This is a genomic window from Sporosarcina jeotgali, assembly GCF_033304595.1.
In the GTDB taxonomy this organism is placed as follows: domain Bacteria; phylum Bacillota; class Bacilli; order Bacillales_A; family Planococcaceae; genus Sporosarcina; species Sporosarcina jeotgali.
The window spans coordinates 1,425,127-1,442,550 of record NZ_CP116341.1 but is presented as its reverse complement, the minus strand read 5'-3'; the positions used below and the strand labels follow the sequence as shown (position 1 = coordinate 1,442,550).

Sequence of the window (17,424 nt, the reverse complement as noted above, 5' to 3'; positions counted from 1 at the left end):
ATAGGACTAACAAGGTACCTGCTTATAGATTCCTTCATCAATCCATTCCATTGTTAACTAATAAAAATCGTAAAAGCGACAACTAAGACAAAAACAACTGGAATCCCCATTAAATTGCGTTTGTCTTTAACTGACAACTGATATGCAGAGAACTGGTTGACAGGCTTGAAGAGAAAAATAAATAGTCCTGCTATTGCAATGACTACAAATCCAATTCCTATAATCCCAAATCCCATGCCTTCAAATCCGCCAATCAATAGAATACTCGCAACAATAATAAAAATTCCAGCAAGTGCTGTAATCACTGGAGCTATATAGCGTTTTTCACTTCGCTTTGTAAGGATGTACACAAAAGAAAATAACAGGAATCCTAGGATGAGACCTATACCGATTGGAACAAAAATCATCTACTCCACTTCCTTAAGTTAAATTTACTAGTAAAATCATTTTTTACACGGGTTGGTTGCTTTACTTCCTGCCCCTACGTGTATCGGAAGAATTATTTCATCTGCTCTCTAATTTTGTCTTGCATCATGACTACATTTGTTGTCAGAATACTCTCCGGGTAGTCAAAGTCGATGCATTCATTCCAGAATTCTAAATGCTTCTGATCAATAAAACTATCCGAAAATACGACTTCCCCGGAACTCATTCCTTGATAGGAAAGCCAGTACAAATACAAGACCCCGTCTACTGTCTCTCCAAAAATAGATTCCACATACATTTTTTCTGCAGGAAGTGTTTTTTTCACATCTTCTATATGTACGGTTAAGAATTCCATCCATTCCCTCGCTTTTTCTTCTTTCCCTGCTATTACTCGAAAACGTTCTAATTCTACGTGAAGATTACTCATATTCTATTCCTCATTTCCTTATCTGTTTATTACCTTTTCATATTCATTTAAGAAAGCCATCCAAACAAATTCGTAATAATGATTGAAAGTAAGAAACCTGAAAGGACTCCCATTTCAATGAGTGTCACAATATATTGGTTTTTGCTTTGTGCGTACTTTTTTTCCATATAGGCCCTGGCCAACTCAATCACAATTGTAGTAAACAACATATAAGAGAGGTAAGGAATAAACCAAGTTTCCATTATGGACTCTCTGGAAAGATTGATAATACCCAATACGACTAAGCCCACCATCAAAATTCCTTTTAAAGTCCATTCGATTTGCCGGTGTTTGTCATTTACGTACTGATTGGACCAAAACTTCTTCCTTTCCGTTTTCAATGCCTTTCTGGCAACATATTCAGTGGAATACAGGACTATGTAAAACACTGCTAGTAAAGCAATCAACTTAAAATAGAAATGTTCCAAATTCCGTTCCGCCTTTCAACCGCTCTAGCACGCTTTGCCGTCATGGATATAAACTTGTAATCATCAAACAAAGCCCCTGCGTCTTTTTTGAATGATAAAAAGAGCCGCCCAGCAAACTAAAAATACACACACAAAAGATAACACGATTATGTAAGGTGAAAAAGCCACACCAAATGCAACACTGCTTTGGAGGGTATCGGTTTGCTTCCATGCGGTTTCAATATCCGGCCGATAGATCAGCGTTTTGATGAAACCAAGTGACAGCGTGCTCACCACATAGATGACATGGATCATAAAGGAAATTGCAAGCGCTTGAAGGATACATTTCATAAACTCACCTCCTGGATATATAAAGTTTGTAAGGTCGTCATTAGCGGAATCCCGCAAATGGATTAAATAGCTCTTAAAACAAAAGCTTTATCAGCTTTCTGACCGTAGATGAGTCACTTCAAACAACTTCTTGTTTTCAAAGACCAGCTTATATACATCTGGCATCTCTAAACTGTTCCAAAAACTTAAGTCGTATTGTTCATCAAAGTAATTCATAATCAGTACCATGATATTTCCGTGGGTCCCGACTGCAATGTTCTTACCTGCATATAGATCGAGCACCTTAATTGTTGCTTCAATTCCTCGTTGTTGCGCGGTTACATTTGATTCTCCTCCACTCCAGAAAAAGGTTGGATGCTCCCACACTTTCTTTATAGCTGCACCAAAATCTTCAATAGGCCGTTCGGACAACTTCCGTTCCATAAAACCATCTTCAAGAATAACCTCTTGATCAATCATCTCGGCGATTCCTTTGACAGTTTGGACTGCCCTTTTGTAAGGACTTGAAATGACGATATCGATGGCTTCTTTTTTGAGGGCGTGACATAGCTTGATTGCTTCAGAAAAACCTTTACTAGACAGTGGTCTTCCTAATTCATCGGGGGTATATACTGAATGAGCATGTCGTATAATAAATATAGTCGTTTTCAAACAGGTCATCTCCTTAGACCGTTTTGATTTAAGGGGCGCTGTGAATCTGTTATCACATTTTATAGCTTTCCTAATAACCAATTCACTTGTGGTATAATTCCATCATCAAATATAATCCCCATAATTATCCTAATTTATATTCTATCAGAGTATTTCAATAGCACAATTATTTGTTTGGAAATTCAAAATATTTTTGGTAAAGGAATGGATGAAATGATTTATACAAATCGACCAGGTTTAGGAGTCAGAGTCCTTGCTAGTTTTCTGGATTTTATAATAGTCGCAACAATGATTGGTGCTGTTATTTATTTACTCACTGGAGCATTTTCTTTGAATTTTGCTAACGGGGTTGCATGGCAATCCATTTATACTCTCTACCTGATGCTAATCCCGATTATTTGGAGCGGCTATGTCGTTGGAAAACGTCTGTGCCGCATTCGAGTGAAACGATTGGATGATGGGAATGTCACGCTATCCAATATGTTTATGAGAGAAATCGTTGGCTACTATGTGATTGGGACTCTTACATTTGGTGTATCCATTATTATTAGTGCAGGAATGATCATGTTTCGTGAAGATAAAAGAGGAATACACGATTTTGTAGGCGGAACTTATGTTGCAAGAAGTTAAACCTCAAACATCTAGTACAATAGCACGAAAAAAACTTCTTTGAATTTCAAAGAAGTTTTTTTACTGTTTTCGAATTAAAAAATTAACATTCAGTAATGTCCTATTCTTTTCATCTCAATAAGTACCATCTATTTCGTTGGGATCTCATTGAATGATTTATTATTCATATTTTTTCTCACCCATGCAGAATAATGAAATCAACAATATGGTTAAACTTTCATACCTTTTTGTCGATAAAACCATAGGTCCTAAATCTTCGTTTCATAAGTACTATTCATCACGCTGATTTTGTCGTTACCAGCAAAAGCCACAAGACTATAGTAGGTATATTTTTTGTGGAAAGGACGATTTAGAATGAAAGCCGAAAAATTATCTGGAGGTATTCAACGTTGAAGAACAAAAAAAGTATTGCCTGGAAATTATCAGGTCTGATTATTGGAGTTTTTCTTATTCTGTTTTTAGCATATACGCTAATTACAAGCTACATTTTGCACGATAAAAGTATGACTGACGGTGAGAAGCTGGCAATCGAAAATACTGAACTGAATGCTACGGTTTTAAGCAAGCGTTTCAGTAAGACGAATGAAATGTTGAATACTACAAAGCATATAATCGAAACCTTGCAAGAACAGGGGAATTTAACAACTGAAGAAATGACAGGTGTTATTGAGAATAATCTTCAGAAAAACTCCGATGCCACTGGTATGGCCGCAATTGTAGAAAGTGGATTTATTCCATTAGATAAATCGGATATGGCACTTCTGGATACATCCAAACGATTCATTCCTTATTTGTATAAAGACGGATCTGAAGTAGTTGCAGAACCTTTGAGCGGATATGAAACTGAGGGTGAAGGTGATTGGTATTTAGTTCCGAAAGGTGAAAAAAGAGCAGTTCTAACAGAGCCCTACATATATAACGCTGGTGGACAAACAGTGTTAATGACTACTATTGCAGTCCCGCTAATCACAAATTCTGACGAGTTTTTCGGAGTGCTCACTACCGACATTTCTATTGATTTTTTAAGCGGACTTGCTGCTGAAGTGAGTCCTGATGGCGGATATGCATCTGTTATAACAGATGCAGGCAATCTAACGGCTAATAGTTTAAAAGAAGAAATGAATGGATCAAATATGCGAGATTCAATTGATTGGGAACCCGTGAAATCAAAACTGGACAACGGTCAAGTGGATACACTTTATGTGAATTCAAAAAGTCTGGGCGAAGATGCTTTCAATACGTTCGCTCCGATTATGCTGGATAATATAGATGAAGTATGGTCCGTACAGACGGTCTTGCCAAAATCTAAAATACTGGTTACTTATAATGCAATTCTTTGGGTCACGATTATTGCTGCAATCGTTATGGTAATTATCATGTCGATTATTACGGTTGGATTCATATTTAAGCAGTTGAAACCATTAAGGTTCTTGCAGCAGTCAATTGAAACTGCTGCTGCAGGCGATCTCACTCAATATATTGATGAACAGTACATTAAGAACGATGAAATCGGTGCTGTTTCGAATGCTTATAATAACATGTTGCATCAAACGAATGACGCACTGAACACAGTACGTGCATCGTCTGCAGAATTAAGCGATTCGTCTGCTCATGTGCATCAAGCATTCGAGGAAATCGTTGCCTCAAGTGAAGAAGTGGCGTTGGCTACAAATGAAATTGCTCAAGGTGCATCTAAGCAATCCGAGGATACAGAAGAAACCAGCAATAGCATGGTTTTTTTGGCCGAGCAAATTAATACGCTCTCACAATTAGCTGAAAGTATGGATCTTTTATCAGTACAAACTGTTGAGTCAACAAACAAAGGAATGACAGAAATCAAGAGTTTGAGACATCATAACACTTCTGCAAACGATATGAATGCTAAGGTACAGCATCAGATGAGCGCATTATCTAATAAAATAGATTCCATCAACCAGGTGATAACGTCAATTCAAGACATTACAGCTCAAACGAACCTTCTAGCATTGAATGCCAGTATTGAAGCCGCTCGTGCCGGAGAACACGGTAAAGGATTTGCGGTTGTAGCAGAGGAAGTTCGCAAACTGGCTGAACAGTCTCGAATTGAGACTGAAGTTATTCAACGAACAGTTCAGGAAATTATTGCTGAATCTAAACAGACCGTCACTGTAGTAGAATCTAATATGAAGTTAATGGATGGTCAAAATGAATCTGTTTCGGGCACAGAGTCTTCATTTCTTAAAAACGCTGACCTGACCGAAAAAATGAGCAAATCCATTCGAGAGCTCACTTCGGAACTATCAGAAATGCTTCTTCATAAAGACCAAGTGATTGATGCGATTCAAAGTGTCTCTGCCATCTCAGAAGAAACTGCTGCATCTGCTGAACAAGTAAGTGCCTCATCAGCAACTCAGCAAAACGAATTGGAACAAGTAGCAGATTCTACAGCACGGATGAAGAATATTGCAGGTGACTTACAAAACGTTGTTGAACGTTTTAATTTACGATAACTTTACGGCCGATTATCCTCTCTAATTATTGAGAGCTGATCGGTTTTATTTATAGGATGAAAGTCCACAATTGCTATTTAGATTGAGACTTATTAAAAGGACTAAAAAACTTCCCGGGATTTACCCAGGAAGCTTTCCAGTAGCGTCTAAAAAAATTATTTTACACGATTCAAATTAAACCTGGCAGACGTTTCCTGCTGAAATTAAAATTCTTTAGACGTATCTCTCTGCTGGTAATGCTTCTTCCTTTGCAGTGTTATAATAATTCCTGTTAATCCAATTGCTAATGCAGGTACAAGGCTGATAAAGAAAAATTTCCAGTTTCCTGTAACGAATGAGAGTACAAGAAAGAAAAGTGGGATCCCAATTAATGATAGTATAGAAACCAATATTGCTAGTGACAAATTCTCTTTCATCATCACACATCCTTCATGTATCTTATTTAATTAGAGCGACTTGATATTCATAATTTCTTTTAAATCTATCCCGTCCTGCTTGTTCATCCAAACCCTTTTGAAAATACTTTGCATATCGCAAAAAACACTCTATTTCCTTATACAGTCTCAAATAATCAACATATTATTCCCATCGAACTTCCAGTCAGCACTATATGCAACTTCCCAATAGTATCCATCCGGGTCAACAAAGTATCCCCCATAGCCTCCCCAGGAAAGTGTTTGGGGCTGTTTAACAATTTTTGCTCCCACTTCTTCTACCTTCTTAAATATGTCATCTACCTCAGCACCAGACTTGCCATTATATGCGAGTGTAAATCCTGGAAAACCCCCAGTTGAAATTTCAGGCGGGTTCTCTTCGTTAATATCTTTTGCTAATTCTTCCAACGGGAACAACTCTAGTATTGAACCTTCATTTTTAAAGAAAACAATAACAGGTTTTTCATCATCACCTGTCACAGATGCTTCGAATCCAATACTCTTGTAAAAATCCAATGACTGCCGTATGTCTTTAACCCCTAATGCGATTAGATTGATCCGGTTCATTTATCATCCCATCTCCTTCATAAAAACGATTCCACTTTAACCTAATTTCGATAGCTCACAATACAAAAAAATTACCTGCTCGTATCTTGCATGGTATCAGGTATCTAAATCCCGTGTATCATTCTAATTTCTTTAAAAGCTTTACATATTTCCCATAGTTGTCCTCGCCAACATATAGAACATCAGTGAATCCTTTCTTTTCATATAGGTGTCTAGCATTCACGTTATCCGTATCAACGCCAAGCGCTATTTCCTCAAAGCCAAGCGCTTGAGCGTAATCTATTAGAAAATCAACGATAATGCCGCCTATTCCATGATTACGATACTCTTCTTTAACGATCATACGCGATAAGTAAATCCGTTTATCTGGAATAGTATAATCAGAATCCGAATTTTTAAAAACCAGAGAACCCTCCGCTATAAAATTATTGTTTTCTATATAAATGAAGGTAATTCTGTTTCCACTTGCCAGTTCATCATAAAACATCTTTGCCATTTTAGGTTTCTCATTCATATCCCAAATATTATTGCATTTATCGTAGTCCTTAAGTTTCAACTTTTCTATTTTATACGAAGTCATATGCAACCCTTTTCCAACTTTTTTGTTATTTCACAATGGGAATTAATAATAAATAATTCAATGGTTAGTGAAGTAAAAATAGGTAATTCAAATGTACATGCTGTATTTAACAAAAAAAAGCGATAGCTATAGAATGGTTTCTAGGGGGCATTAGTTGCTTCGAAGTTCTATAAAATTTGAAAATCGTTAAATAAAATACTCAAAATAATAAAAAACAGTCAAACTTAAACTTAAAATCATAAACAAAACGAGTCCTAAAATGATGGGTGAAAAACGAAATCGAAACACTTTAACTTTTCCGGCGTCCGCTCCTGTCATTCCTTTTACACTTGCGTAATAGACATTTTGGTTATGATTTGTAAAATATAGCAGCAGCCAAGGAATTGCAAATACTAGTAGTCCACCTAGGAAAAGAAACTCCATGAGCTCCCAATGGATGAGTATAGATACGCCCCACAACAAAGCTAATTCTATTAACATAGTCAGAATTACGATGCTTACTTTTTTCATTTAACCCTCCAAAGACATTTTATTCAAAGACATGTACTAATTTCTAATTTGCCGGTATGTTTATCGAAGAATCCAGCTAACCCAAAATGATTATATTCCATTCATAAAAAGAATTTGAACCAAATAGAAAAACCTCTTTAGACAATTCTATCCAAAGAGGTTTCTATTAGCAATTTATTTTTTAAATTTTCTTACTCCACTGTCACACTCTTGGCCAAATTTCTTGGTTTATCTACATCACAGCCTCGCTGCAATGATGCATAATAGCTCAGTAACTGAAGTGGAATTACTGATGCAAGAGGCGTCAAAAGCTCATGAACATGCGGTAATACGAGTCCGTCATCAGGTTCATTGTTGCCTTCCATCGATAGGATACAGGCATGTGCGCCGCGTGCAGTAACTTCTTTGACATTGCCGCGTAAATTCGGACTAACACTCGATTGAGTTGCGAGTGCTATGACTGGTGTTCCTTCTTCAATCAATGCAATGGTGCCGTGCTTCAATTCCCCTCCTGCAAACCCTTCTGCCTGGATATAGGAAATCTCTTTCAGCTTTAATGCACCCTCTAAGCTGACGTAATAGTCGAGTCCGCGCCCGATGAAAAAGGCGTTTCGTTTGTCCGTTAAAAAAGTATGAGCAAGTTTTTTGAGGTCTTCTTTAGCATCCGTCATTGTTTGAATCGCATTCGCTGCAATTGCCAGCTCTGTTTTTAAATCCAGCTTGTGTGCGTCGCAGCTTACTGCATAAGCTGTAATTGCAAGAACTGCGAGCTGAGCCGTATATGCTTTAGTCGATGCAACGGCGATTTCTGGTCCTGCATGCAACAATAACGTATAATCTGCTTCACGTGATAGTGTAGATCCTGGTACATTGGTCAATGTAATGGATGGATACCCAAGTGCTTTGACTTTTACAAGTACTTGCCGACTATCTGCTGTTTCACCAGATTGTGTAATAAACAAGAACAATGGTTTTTTCGAGAGAAGCGGCATATTATAACCGAATTCACTCGAAATATGGACTTCTACAGGCAATCCCGATAGTTTTTCAAAGTATTCTTTTCCGATCAGTCCAGCGTGGTAACTTGTTCCTGCAGCAATTACATAAAGACGGTCAGCATGTTGAAATGCCTGCTTGATATACGGATCAATATCCAACGTACCCTCTTCTGTGCTGTAGGCAGCGATAATTTTCCGTATCACACCAGGCTGTTCATCGATTTCCTTCAGCATATAATGAGGATATGTTCCTTTTTCGATATCACTCATATCCAGTTCAGCCGTATAAGGCGCACGCTCGATTTTGTCTCCAGCAAGGGTTTCGATTACAATACCGTCTTTTCCAAGTAAAACGATTTCACCGTCATGCAGTTCAATAAACTGATTGGTCACTTGAAGCATCGCCATCGCGTCAGAAGCAACTACATTAGCCTCTTCGCTTACGCCAACTAGCAATGGACTCCGATTTTTTGCAACAAAAATTGTATCCGGATCTTGTTCGTCTAACATCGCAATCGCATACGAACCATGCAACAACGATAACGCTTTACGGAACGCTTCGTCTGTTGTCAATCCCGTGTTTGCAAAGTACTCAATCAATTGCACAATAACTTCAGTGTCTGTTTCGGAAACAAATGAAACATCTTGCAGGTATTCTCGAGTCAGTTTTTCATAGTTTTCTATAACACCGTTATGGACGAGTGTAAAACGTCCAGACGCGCTTTTATGTGGATGTGAGTTTTTCTGATCGGGTACACCATGTGTCGCCCAGCGTGTATGGCCGATCCCGACATGTGCATCAATCTCTTCTGTTACTGCGTCTCTTAAATCCGCAATACGTCCTTTTTCCTTGAACATTTGCACGCCTTTAGAAGTCTGAAAAGCAATCCCTGAAGAATCATATCCTCTGTATTCGAGCTTCTCCAGCCCTTTTAATAAGATTTCTGCTGCCTGGTTCTTTCCGTTATAGCCTACAATTCCGCACATAATTGTTCCTCCGCATCAGGCAGCCCGGAGTCAAAACTGGTTAGGTCGTTCAGGCAGTTCTGCCCGGACTGGCCGTTAAATTTGTATGATACCTGCTACATCCCTCTTGTGTCACCGAGTTACCTCCGTGTTTTAGGAACTGCATGTGATCGGGTATCTGCGATCAGGAGGCATCCGCCGAATGTTCGATGAACCTCCACCTCGTCTGCCGAGAATCTGTGCGATTTCCTCGGCGCTGGCGCTTTAATTGGTTTCCTGTATTTTACGTGCACCCGACTCTCCTTTTTGCACGGACAAAATTACCGTCATTGCCTACTATAGCGAATCTAGTTTTCTTCTGTCAAATGACAAATCGTTCTGACTATTAGTGATGAATCATAATCAGAATATCTTATACAACATCCTGCAGAATGGTTCTTAAAATCATGAAAAAAAGCTGGCAGAGAACTCAGTATGCACTGAAGTTACCTGTCAGCCCTTGTAGTTTTTAGTAAGCGAGACCGAATAATCCTTTGATGTGAGTCAAGTAGCGGATGTTACTTGCTTCTTTCATCAATGAAGCCGGCATACCTTTTAGGGAAGTATTGTTTCCGCCAATTGATGCTACTGCATCCTTACGGCCAAGGCTGGCAAGTGTACCAGAGTTTACTGGGTTGAACACTTCCATGGATTTTCCAGTAAGCAATGCGTAAACGTTGTAACCAACTAGTTCGCCCATCTGCCAAGCATTCTGAGCAGTTGGTGCGTATGGACGTGCTCCCTCTTCTGCAGGGAAAGCAACAGCACTGTCACCAACAACAAATACATCAGGATGTGATTTAGATTGAAGGAATTCGTTTACAGTTGCACGGCCGCGGTCGACTTCAATACCAGATTCTCCAACGAGTGGATTGCCAGTAACGCCACCTGTCCAAACGAATGTATTCGCTTTGATGACACGACCGTCTTTCAATGAAATTTCGTTGCCTTCAACATTTGTAACAGGCAGTCCGATTAAGAACTCAACGCCGCGTTTTGCAAGACTTTCAGTTGCACGCTCGATCAAGTGATCAGGCAGTACTGGAAGGATTTTCGGACCTGCTTCAACTAGCATAATCTTCAAATCAGCAGGGTTTACACCGTGCTCACGTGCAATTTTAGGCATATTGTCTACGATTTCACCAACAAGCTCAACGCCAGTTAATCCACCGCCGCCAATCATAATTGTGGCATCTGCTTCATCATGAGAAGTTGCGTAAGCTTTAATGCGATCTACAATGTGCTTAAAGATTGCATTTGCTTCACGAGCAGATTTAAGGACCATACTATTTTCTTCAAGTCCAGGAATTCCGAAGTACGCTGTTTTACTGCCTAAAGCTACAATTAGAGCATCATAAGTAAGTGTTTCTCCGCCAGCTAAGTTTACTTTTTTCGTGTTCACGTCGAAGTTTTCAACTGTAGCGATTTTCAGCTCTACACTTTTACCAGCAAGAAGTTTTTCAAGAGGGAGTGCAACAGCACCTTCGCTAGTTGTTCCTCCAGCTAAACGGTGGAGCTCAGTAATAATTTGGTGAGTTGGTGTTTGGTTGACAAGTGTGATGGTTGCATCACTTTCTGACAGGAAGTTACGAGCGTTGAGCGCTGTCAAAAGACCGCCATAACCTGCTCCTAAAATAACGATGTGTTTGGTCATTGTCTAGTCCCCTTCTACTAAATAGTTAGTTCGAATTATTTTGTATGGTTGCGTTGTCCAGCAATTTCTAGATAAGCACTTAAGAAACGGAAAATGCGTTGAGCTTCAGGATCTTTGATCATCTTCATTAGACCAAACAAACCGATTGTTTCTGTATTTTTTGATGCAAGATCTTTTGCTTCGATAACAGTTGCTGCCATATTTTTTGCAGAATCTTTTACAGGTCCTACAATTTCTTTCATGAATTCAGTTGTATCGTTTACCAATACTTCGTCTGTTGCAACTGCCTTAGCAACATCGTAAGATTTTGTCATTAAGTCAACAAGCTCTGTTAGCTGCGGAAGTTTTTCAACAAGAGTCGTCAACGATTCTTGGACTTCTGGTTTTAGCAACTGGTCTAAAATATCTTGTTTTTGATCGGAAGGTAGCTGTGTGCCTTCTGTAGCAACATTTGCTGCTTCTTCAGGATTGAGCGGCGTAGTCATGTGCAAATCCCCTTTTTTAGTTTAATGTATTTTGTTCAGGAACTAGGTAAACTATGTGCTGAATTATTAAGAAGAACTTTTACATATCCGCATGTCATAATCACCTAATCTGATTACCATCAAGTCACTATACGCCTCTTTTTCATATACTTCAAGTTTTTAGTTTGGCATTTAATTAATATTTATTTTCGCAGTATAGTGACCTGTTTCCAGCACATCCTAGAGAAAAAGGAGGTGCTTTAAATGGGACAACGAATTCGATGTGAAGTGAACAACTGCAAGTTTTGGTCTGAAGGAAACAAGTGTGACGCGGACGAAATTTATGTCGTCAGCAAGAAAGGCAACCACGCGAAGTCCAGCAGTGAAACAGACTGCAAAACGTTTGTGCCTCAAGTGTGATAAGTAAACTATTTTAACTTTTAATCATTCTGCTGTACAATGGTGAAGAGGATTGAAACCAATCCATTACTTCATCGGAGGTTTGACTAATTCATGAAAAAAATTGCGGCAGCGTTTTTAGCACTAACGCTCATTCTTTCACCGATTGGCACGATTGTGTTTAACGACCATTCCCCATCGGCTGAAGCGAAGGGCTACAAATCCGGTAAAAAAGGATTTTCACCTAACCAAAACAATTTCAACAAACCAGCAGTGGATAAGAAGAAAGATAATGCGTCCTTCACTAAAAACAGCGGATCACAAACAGCTAAACCAAAATCCAGAGGGCTAATGAAAGGACTTATGCTAGGCGGACTAGCGGGTATTCTTTTTGGAAGCCTGTTTGCCAACATGGGTATCCTAGGTTCCATTTTAGGTTTACTTGTTAATGTTTTTGCGATCATCGCGGTTATAGGTGTTCTGCGTATGGCCTACATGTACTTCAAGAAAAAGAAACAAGATAAGGACGACATGCACAGATGGCAGAACTAATGATTGAAGAACAAGACATTATTAACGCTATCTGCCTGCAGCAGGCTAAAAACAAATCCGTTACTCCCGAACAAGTTGAAGTCGAACTGTTCTATGAAGATGACGAAGGTTTTTTTGCAGAAGCTGCTGTTAACGGGATGACCGTCAACATGAATACTTTTGATATGACACAAGCACTGCGACTGTGGATTGAAGAACAGCTTCATCAAGACCCTTACGCAACGGGTATTAAATTCCTGCTCGATGACAAACGGGGAATTATCGCATCACTCATATAATTCTACAAAAATGGACAACCTGATTCCAAGGCTGTCCATTTTTTCACTTAATTACTCCGCATGCAATCCGCTCACCTGAATCTCCAGACGGTTGTGTTTTACCGTCATCTTGACCTGAGTGAATTACAAGTGCTGTACCCGTATCTGTTAACAAAGAATTCGGTTCATTCAATTCCAATGTTACGTTCTTAGCTGTAAATTCATCATCAACCGTACCATCTTCACCTACTTCTAAATTCGGCATGTCCCCTGCATGCGGTCCTCCTTCCATTTCGAGTCCGTGTTTCGTTTCTTCCGGGTTGAAGTGGCCGCCAGCAGATTCGAAATCCGGCGCCTCACAAACACCAGTCTCATGGAAATGGAAACCATGCATTCCCTCTGGAAGACCCTCAGCCTTCACATGCACATTGACACCGTCATCTGTCTCTTCCAATTCCGCAGTTCCAGTTGTCTTGCCATCTGTATCTTTTAAATCTACTAAAACTGTAAATGATTTCTGCTGCATTTCACTTTCTGTACCAGATACCTTATTACTGTCTTCTACGTCTCCATTTTGTGTCACCTGATCCGCATTGTCTTCAGCTCCGCATGCTGCTAAAGCGAACATAAGACCAATAGAAGGAAGAATTGTTAGCCTTGTCTTCATTTTTACGCCTCCTTGATTCAACCTATAGTGTTCTCTTTCACTCAAGTATCCTTTTTAAACATCTATATGATGCAAAAGAAAAAACCGATTCCCTGAGATAAGCAGGAAATCGGTTAGAAATGTTCATTCAATCTATTTTCTTGTAAGTTGTTACAAACGAGGGGCGTGAAAAAATGTTTGGTTTTTTATCAATACCTTCATCAGTACCACGCTTTTGGTGTGCAGTTGCGTAAGCTTGAGAAGTTTGCCATGCTTTGAAAGATGCTTCATCATTCCACATTGTCAAAATAACATACGTATCGCTTTCTAATGGCCGCAAAACACGGATAGCAGAAAATCCTTCTGTGTTTTCAATTTGTCTAGCACGTCCCATGAAGCGTTGTTCAAAAACTTCTCTTCCCTCTTGAGTGACCGGGATATTATTGAAAACTGCATAGTTTCCATCAGTGATTTCACCTGAAGCATCGAGTACTGTATAGGAATCTGCTTCAGCAAACCCTGCAGAGCCATCGTTTTCCTGGATGAGTGCTGCTTCGTTTCCAAGTTCCATCAGAACGAGATGCTCTGTTGTTAAACTGTCTTTAATTGATTTTAGTTCTGATACATCTCCGTACGTTACATGAATATTCATAAACTGTCCCCTATCTGACTGAATGAAACGAGTTGCATTTTAAATAGCAAAGCCGGCAGAAATCACCTGCCGGCTCCATTCAGATCATTTGTTCAATGCCACGCTTGTTTCCTGCGGTCTTTAATTGCAATGATGGCCGATGAGCCTGCTAAAATCGTAATAACCAGCAGCCCCGAGATCAGACCGTCAGTAAAAGCTCCTGAGATAGGACTGGTTGCAAGAGCTGCTAATGCAACGCCGCATACTATTGCAGCAATAATGATTTTTTTCATAGCACTCACCTTTCCCATGCAGAAAGACATTTCACAGTTTACCGCATGGCGATTATGTAGTCATTGAGATTGTTTCTCATTCTCATCATAAAACATCAGGTGCCGATTCGCAACAATAATCCATGATTCCAAACAAACTAATTGAGTTAATGTGTCAAAAACAAAACGAGAATTTCGATGGATCACCGAAATTCTCGTTTTGCATCCTTATATACGTTAAATCATCTTCAACAATGCCTGTTCTCCAGTCATTCCTGCCTGAATTCCCCAAGCTTCTGCTTCATAGGTTACTGATTCGAGCGGCGCAGCAAGCAACTCTTCAATTGTCTTCACACCAGTCGCACGTCCCGCCACAATTTTACGGTCTTTTAACAGACGGTTTAACAGTCCAACGTCAAGTGCCCCACACATAATATACCCATTTTCGTTCGAAACTGTCAGCAATGTAGTTTTCGGAAGCGAAACGGAAACAGCTGTAAAACTGTGCCCTTCAATCTGCACTGAAGTTACGGTTACCAATCCATCCTCCCCTTTCACTCTATAAGTATGGCACCCAGCAACAACCGGTGACTAAAAGCATTCTATGCGGTACATACTTTGAAGAAAGGGAGGTGGAAATAATGGCTAAACGCAATATTGATGGTGAGAAAACAAATAAGCCTCCTGCTTTACCAGGACGCGAAGAATTTTCAGAAGATTATTCCACGTATGGTGAAAAACGTGAAGCGCTAAAAGAGCTTTTCAGAAAATCCGAAAACCAAAAGAGAAAATAAAAAAACACCCTGCTTCTTTCAAAAGCAGGGTGTTCTGATGTTATGTGATCGATTGACCTTCTCGGCGGAAGAAGCCAAAAATGCCTACCGTCTGAACAATATTAGCAAATGCGTTTGGATCGACTTCACTAATAATCTTTTCCAAGTCGTATAGTTCATATCTTGTAATCACCAAATACAACATGTTCTTTTCTTCTTTCGTATAGCCGCCCTTGGCTGGAATAATCGTTATTCCGCGGACCATTTGATCATGTATCGCAGCCTGTAATTCGTCCGCTTTTCGAGTAACAATCATCGCAGTCACTTTTTCATGACGTGTATGAATTGCATCAATTACGGCTGTTGAAACATAAAGCGCGACCATCGTGTATAACGCATTTTCGGGTTCATACAAAAATCCAGCTGCTACAATAATAATTCCGTTCAACAACAAGAAATAAGTACCTATCGGCTTATCTTGTAAGCGCGACAAGACCATCGCAACAATATCCATACCACCAGTTGAGGCACCCAGTTTCAATGAAATACCAACACCGACCCCACCTATGACTCCGCCAAATACAGCATTAAGGATGATATCATCAGATAATGACATGACTGGGATAATACCCATGAAAATTGTTGTGAAAATTACAGAAACGATACTGTAAATGGTAAAGCCTTTCCCTACCTTAAACCACCCTAATATGAACACTGGAACGTTCAGTACTAGGAGCAGTATACCAGTAGAAACAGTTATCCCCGCAAAGTCCGCGAGAACACTTGAAAGCAGCTGGGCGATCCCTGCGAAACCACTTGCATAAACGTTTGCATTAATGAGGAACAAGTTCAGAGATACCGATAATAATAACGCACCTAAAATCACGGTAACAATTCGTTTTGCTTCAATAAAAAACATCGTACATCTCCTTTCAATACCATCCAGATTCTAAATTTGAATTAGAGAAAACAAAAAAAGTCCTGTCTGACGGAAAAGACAGGGACAGTCCGTCACACCCATATAAAAGGGTGAGTCATGCATCTATTCAATTGCTATTATAACTAGCATACCCTTTGGATGCAATCGCAATCCTAATCAAAGAGAAAGCAGTTAAGTATTGCAAAATGTTGAATTCCATCGTATGCTTCATTAGTTAGAGACAAATAAATAATGAGAGAAAACATTTCTCTTAAAGATGCGTCCTACTTATTAAGCAGTAAACCGCACGATTGCGGAACCAATTACAGGTGGTGGCACTATGAACCGTTCTGAACGCAGAACACGTAAAAAAAAGAAAAAAGTCTGGATAACCTTGCTCATACTATTCCTCCTTATCGGCGGTGCAGCTTATTTCGGGATTAATCAGTTTAAAGCAGGACAGTCCCTTGCAGGTGAAAAGCCCGATAAAGGTGAAGAAGATATATTTAACGCTCCTGAACCTCAATATGGAGAGATCAATATTTTATTATTAGGATCTGATGCACGTCCTAAAGACGATGAAGGAAGATCCGATTCATTGATGATTGCACATTATAATCAGGATACTAAAGAATTGAAAACCGTTTCTGTGATGCGTGACATTTATGTAGAGATCCCTGGGCACGGAAAACATAAAATGAATGCCGCTTACTCTATCGGCGGACCAGAACTTGTGCGAAAAACAATTAAAGAGAACTTTGGAATCGACATCCATTATTACGCAGAAGTCAATTTCGATGGATTCCCCAAAATGGTCGATGTAGTAGCACCAGACGGCATTGAAGTTGATATCCCATATCGAATGTCGCACGGCATTAACATGACACTAGAACCAGGAATTCAACGCCTGCACGGAAATGAACTGCTAGGTTATGTACGATTCCGTCATGACAGCAAAAGTGATTTCGGACGTGTAGAACGTCAGCAAGAAGCACTTGCTAAGCTTAAAGCAGAAGCTGTCAGTCTTCACAGCTTGCTAAGCCTTCCTAAATTACTTGGTATGGCAGATAGCTATGTGACGACAAACCTAGATAAGAAAACCATGCTGTCGATAGGTAAGGGCCTATTGGACAACAAAGATTCTGGTATTGAATCTATGCGCTTGCCGATCGATGGGTCATTTGACGAAAATCAAAGGATCCCCGGAGTCGGTCAAGTACTGACTATTGATTTTGATGAAAACACACAGGCCCTTAATGACTTTTTATCATCTAAATCCGGCACCTCCACACCGTCGGATAAAAATATTGAAATGAATACAGACCAGGAATAAATTAGTTAAA

At 39.5% G+C, this 17,424-nt stretch carries 24 protein-coding genes; 7 read left to right on the top strand and 17 right to left on the bottom strand.

Going from position 1 to position 17,424, the window contains the following annotated elements; all coding sequences use genetic code 11:
* Positions 1-53: 53 nt before the first annotated feature.
* From PGH26_RS06975 to PGH26_RS06955, 5 genes are all read right to left on the bottom strand, one after another.
* On the bottom strand, positions 54-407 hold the full coding sequence (locus PGH26_RS06975; RefSeq protein WP_323693271.1) for a YesK family protein: 354 nt from the start codon (positions 405-407) through the stop codon (positions 54-56).
* Between the two features lie 92 nt (positions 408-499).
* Complete coding sequence (locus PGH26_RS06970; RefSeq protein ID WP_323693270.1) at positions 500-853, bottom strand: DUF6176 family protein; 354 nt, start codon at positions 851-853, stop codon at positions 500-502.
* 47 nt (positions 854-900) lie between these two features.
* On the bottom strand, positions 901-1,320 hold the full coding sequence (locus PGH26_RS06965; protein ID WP_323693269.1) for a DUF4181 domain-containing protein: 420 nt from the start codon (positions 1,318-1,320) through the stop codon (positions 901-903).
* A 63-nt stretch (positions 1,321-1,383) separates the two neighbouring features.
* Positions 1,384-1,650: an MHYT domain-containing protein gene (locus tag PGH26_RS06960; RefSeq protein WP_323693268.1), complete on the bottom strand. Its 267-nt coding sequence runs from the start codon at positions 1,648-1,650 to the stop codon at positions 1,384-1,386.
* A 90-nt stretch (positions 1,651-1,740) separates the two neighbouring features.
* The gene (locus tag PGH26_RS06955) at positions 1,741-2,301 is read right to left on the bottom strand and encodes a histidine phosphatase family protein (protein WP_323693267.1); all 561 of its coding nucleotides are present in this window, start codon (positions 2,299-2,301) and stop codon (positions 1,741-1,743) included.
* Positions 2,302-2,475: 174 nt separating this feature from the next.
* Between PGH26_RS06955 and PGH26_RS06950 the strand changes: the two genes are divergently transcribed.
* Both PGH26_RS06950 and PGH26_RS06945 read left to right on the top strand, forming a co-directional pair.
* The gene (locus PGH26_RS06950) at positions 2,476-2,931 is read left to right on the top strand and encodes an RDD family protein (protein ID WP_323693266.1); all 456 of its coding nucleotides are present in this window, start codon (positions 2,476-2,478) and stop codon (positions 2,929-2,931) included.
* 389 nt (positions 2,932-3,320) lie between these two features.
* A complete protein-coding gene (locus tag PGH26_RS06945; protein WP_323693265.1) occupies positions 3,321-5,420 on the top strand; it encodes a methyl-accepting chemotaxis protein in 2,100 nt (699 codons plus the stop codon).
* A 203-nt stretch (positions 5,421-5,623) separates the two neighbouring features.
* Here PGH26_RS06945 and PGH26_RS06940 read toward each other — a convergent pair whose 3' ends face one another.
* The 7 genes from PGH26_RS06940 to PGH26_RS06910 form a co-directional block, all read right to left on the bottom strand.
* Positions 5,624-5,836, bottom strand: a complete 213-nt coding sequence (locus PGH26_RS06940; protein WP_323693264.1) for a hypothetical protein — start codon at positions 5,834-5,836, stop codon at positions 5,624-5,626.
* A 147-nt stretch (positions 5,837-5,983) separates the two neighbouring features.
* Entirely contained in the window at positions 5,984-6,421 is a 438-nt protein-coding gene (locus PGH26_RS06935; RefSeq protein WP_323693263.1) for a VOC family protein, read from the bottom strand.
* A gap of 118 nt (positions 6,422-6,539) precedes the next feature.
* Positions 6,540-7,001: a GNAT family N-acetyltransferase gene (locus PGH26_RS06930; RefSeq protein ID WP_323693262.1), complete on the bottom strand. Its 462-nt coding sequence runs from the start codon at positions 6,999-7,001 to the stop codon at positions 6,540-6,542.
* A gap of 186 nt (positions 7,002-7,187) precedes the next feature.
* Positions 7,188-7,511 carry a hypothetical protein gene (locus tag PGH26_RS06925; protein ID WP_323693261.1) on the bottom strand — a complete coding sequence of 108 codons (324 nt, stop codon included), beginning with the start codon at positions 7,509-7,511 and terminating at the stop codon, positions 7,188-7,190.
* 191 nt (positions 7,512-7,702) lie between these two features.
* Entirely contained in the window at positions 7,703-9,496 is a 1,794-nt protein-coding gene (gene glmS, locus PGH26_RS06920; protein ID WP_323693260.1) for a glutamine--fructose-6-phosphate transaminase (isomerizing), read from the bottom strand.
* A 487-nt stretch (positions 9,497-9,983) separates the two neighbouring features.
* Positions 9,984-11,168 carry an NAD(P)/FAD-dependent oxidoreductase gene (locus PGH26_RS06915; RefSeq protein ID WP_323693259.1) on the bottom strand — a complete coding sequence of 395 codons (1,185 nt, stop codon included), beginning with the start codon at positions 11,166-11,168 and terminating at the stop codon, positions 9,984-9,986.
* Positions 11,169-11,203: 35 nt separating this feature from the next.
* A complete protein-coding gene (locus PGH26_RS06910) occupies positions 11,204-11,653 on the bottom strand; it encodes a helical membrane plugin domain-containing protein (RefSeq protein WP_323693258.1) in 450 nt (149 codons plus the stop codon).
* A gap of 243 nt (positions 11,654-11,896) precedes the next feature.
* On the opposite strand from PGH26_RS06910, the gene PGH26_RS06905 reads away from it, so the two are divergent.
* The 3 genes from PGH26_RS06905 (at position 11,897) to PGH26_RS06895 (ending at position 12,861) form a co-directional block, all read left to right on the top strand.
* Positions 11,897-12,052 (top strand): DUF1540 domain-containing protein, encoded by a 156-nt coding sequence (locus PGH26_RS06905; protein ID WP_323693257.1) that lies wholly within the window; start codon positions 11,897-11,899, stop codon positions 12,050-12,052.
* A gap of 93 nt (positions 12,053-12,145) precedes the next feature.
* Positions 12,146-12,583, top strand: a complete 438-nt coding sequence (locus PGH26_RS06900) for a hypothetical protein (RefSeq protein WP_323693256.1) — start codon at positions 12,146-12,148, stop codon at positions 12,581-12,583.
* Positions 12,571-12,861, top strand: a complete 291-nt coding sequence (locus PGH26_RS06895; RefSeq protein WP_323693255.1) for a DUF2653 family protein — start codon at positions 12,571-12,573, stop codon at positions 12,859-12,861. The genes PGH26_RS06900 and PGH26_RS06895 overlap by 13 nt, the downstream gene beginning before the upstream one ends.
* A 43-nt stretch (positions 12,862-12,904) precedes the next feature.
* Here PGH26_RS06895 and PGH26_RS06890 read toward each other — a convergent pair whose 3' ends face one another.
* The 4 genes from PGH26_RS06890 to PGH26_RS06875 all read right to left on the bottom strand — a co-directional run bounded on the left by PGH26_RS06890 (position 12,905) and on the right by PGH26_RS06875 (position 14,929).
* The gene (locus PGH26_RS06890; protein ID WP_323693254.1) at positions 12,905-13,507 is read right to left on the bottom strand and encodes a superoxide dismutase family protein; all 603 of its coding nucleotides are present in this window, start codon (positions 13,505-13,507) and stop codon (positions 12,905-12,907) included.
* Between the two features lie 127 nt (positions 13,508-13,634).
* The gene (locus PGH26_RS06885; protein WP_323693253.1) at positions 13,635-14,138 is read right to left on the bottom strand and encodes an antibiotic biosynthesis monooxygenase family protein; all 504 of its coding nucleotides are present in this window, start codon (positions 14,136-14,138) and stop codon (positions 13,635-13,637) included.
* A gap of 92 nt (positions 14,139-14,230) precedes the next feature.
* Positions 14,231-14,410, bottom strand: a complete 180-nt coding sequence (locus PGH26_RS06880) for a hypothetical protein (protein ID WP_323693252.1) — start codon at positions 14,408-14,410, stop codon at positions 14,231-14,233.
* 216 nt (positions 14,411-14,626) lie between these two features.
* Entirely contained in the window at positions 14,627-14,929 is a 303-nt protein-coding gene (locus PGH26_RS06875; protein ID WP_323693251.1) for a YunC family protein, read from the bottom strand.
* Positions 14,930-15,030: 101 nt separating this feature from the next.
* Between PGH26_RS06875 and PGH26_RS06870 the strand changes: the two genes are divergently transcribed.
* Entirely contained in the window at positions 15,031-15,183 is a 153-nt protein-coding gene (locus PGH26_RS06870; RefSeq protein ID WP_323693250.1) for a hypothetical protein, read from the top strand.
* Positions 15,184-15,223: 40 nt separating this feature from the next.
* Here the strand turns inward: PGH26_RS06870 and PGH26_RS06865 are convergent, their stop codons facing one another.
* Positions 15,224-16,081 carry a YitT family protein gene (locus PGH26_RS06865; RefSeq protein ID WP_323693249.1) on the bottom strand — a complete coding sequence of 286 codons (858 nt, stop codon included), beginning with the start codon at positions 16,079-16,081 and terminating at the stop codon, positions 15,224-15,226.
* Positions 16,082-16,421: 340 nt separating this feature from the next.
* On the opposite strand from PGH26_RS06865, the gene PGH26_RS06860 reads away from it, so the two are divergent.
* Entirely contained in the window at positions 16,422-17,414 is a 993-nt protein-coding gene (locus tag PGH26_RS06860; RefSeq protein ID WP_323693248.1) for an LCP family protein, read from the top strand.
* Positions 17,415-17,424: the final 10 nt, after the last annotated feature.

Bases quoted from the DNA above. Each gene is read 5' to 3' on its own strand.
- PGH26_RS06975 (WP_323693271.1), bottom strand. From the start codon at position 407: ATGATTTTTGTTCCAATCGGTATAGGTCTCATCCTAGGATTCCTGTTA.
- PGH26_RS06930 (WP_323693262.1), bottom strand. From the start codon at position 7,001: ATGACTTCGTATAAAATAGAAAAGTTGAAACTTAAGGACTACGATAAA.
- PGH26_RS06935 (WP_323693263.1), bottom strand. From the start codon at position 6,421: ATGAACCGGATCAATCTAATCGCATTAGGGGTTAAAGACATACGGCAG.
- PGH26_RS06890 (WP_323693254.1), bottom strand. From the start codon at position 13,507: ATGAAGACAAGGCTAACAATTCTTCCTTCTATTGGTCTTATGTTCGCT.
- PGH26_RS06870 (WP_323693250.1), top strand. From the start codon at position 15,031: ATGGCTAAACGCAATATTGATGGTGAGAAAACAAATAAGCCTCCTGCT.
- PGH26_RS06895 (WP_323693255.1), top strand. From the start codon at position 12,571: ATGGCAGAACTAATGATTGAAGAACAAGACATTATTAACGCTATCTGC.
- PGH26_RS06905 (WP_323693257.1), top strand. From the start codon at position 11,897: ATGGGACAACGAATTCGATGTGAAGTGAACAACTGCAAGTTTTGGTCT.
- PGH26_RS06880 (WP_323693252.1), bottom strand. From the start codon at position 14,410: ATGAAAAAAATCATTATTGCTGCAATAGTATGCGGCGTTGCATTAGCA.
- PGH26_RS06885 (WP_323693253.1), bottom strand. From the start codon at position 14,138: ATGAATATTCATGTAACGTACGGAGATGTATCAGAACTAAAATCAATT.
- PGH26_RS06925 (WP_323693261.1), bottom strand. From the start codon at position 7,511: ATGAAAAAAGTAAGCATCGTAATTCTGACTATGTTAATAGAATTAGCT.
- PGH26_RS06915 (WP_323693259.1), bottom strand. From the start codon at position 11,168: ATGACCAAACACATCGTTATTTTAGGAGCAGGTTATGGCGGTCTTTTG.
- glmS (WP_323693260.1), bottom strand. From the start codon at position 9,496: ATGTGCGGAATTGTAGGCTATAACGGAAAGAACCAGGCAGCAGAAATC.
- PGH26_RS06970 (WP_323693270.1), bottom strand. From the start codon at position 853: ATGAGTAATCTTCACGTAGAATTAGAACGTTTTCGAGTAATAGCAGGG.
- PGH26_RS06900 (WP_323693256.1), top strand. From the start codon at position 12,146: ATGAAAAAAATTGCGGCAGCGTTTTTAGCACTAACGCTCATTCTTTCA.
- PGH26_RS06910 (WP_323693258.1), bottom strand. From the start codon at position 11,653: ATGACTACGCCGCTCAATCCTGAAGAAGCAGCAAATGTTGCTACAGAA.
- PGH26_RS06960 (WP_323693268.1), bottom strand. From the start codon at position 1,650: ATGAAATGTATCCTTCAAGCGCTTGCAATTTCCTTTATGATCCATGTC.
- PGH26_RS06940 (WP_323693264.1), bottom strand. From the start codon at position 5,836: ATGAAAGAGAATTTGTCACTAGCAATATTGGTTTCTATACTATCATTA.
- PGH26_RS06860 (WP_323693248.1), top strand. From the start codon at position 16,422: ATGAACCGTTCTGAACGCAGAACACGTAAAAAAAAGAAAAAAGTCTGG.
- PGH26_RS06865 (WP_323693249.1), bottom strand. From the start codon at position 16,081: ATGTTTTTTATTGAAGCAAAACGAATTGTTACCGTGATTTTAGGTGCG.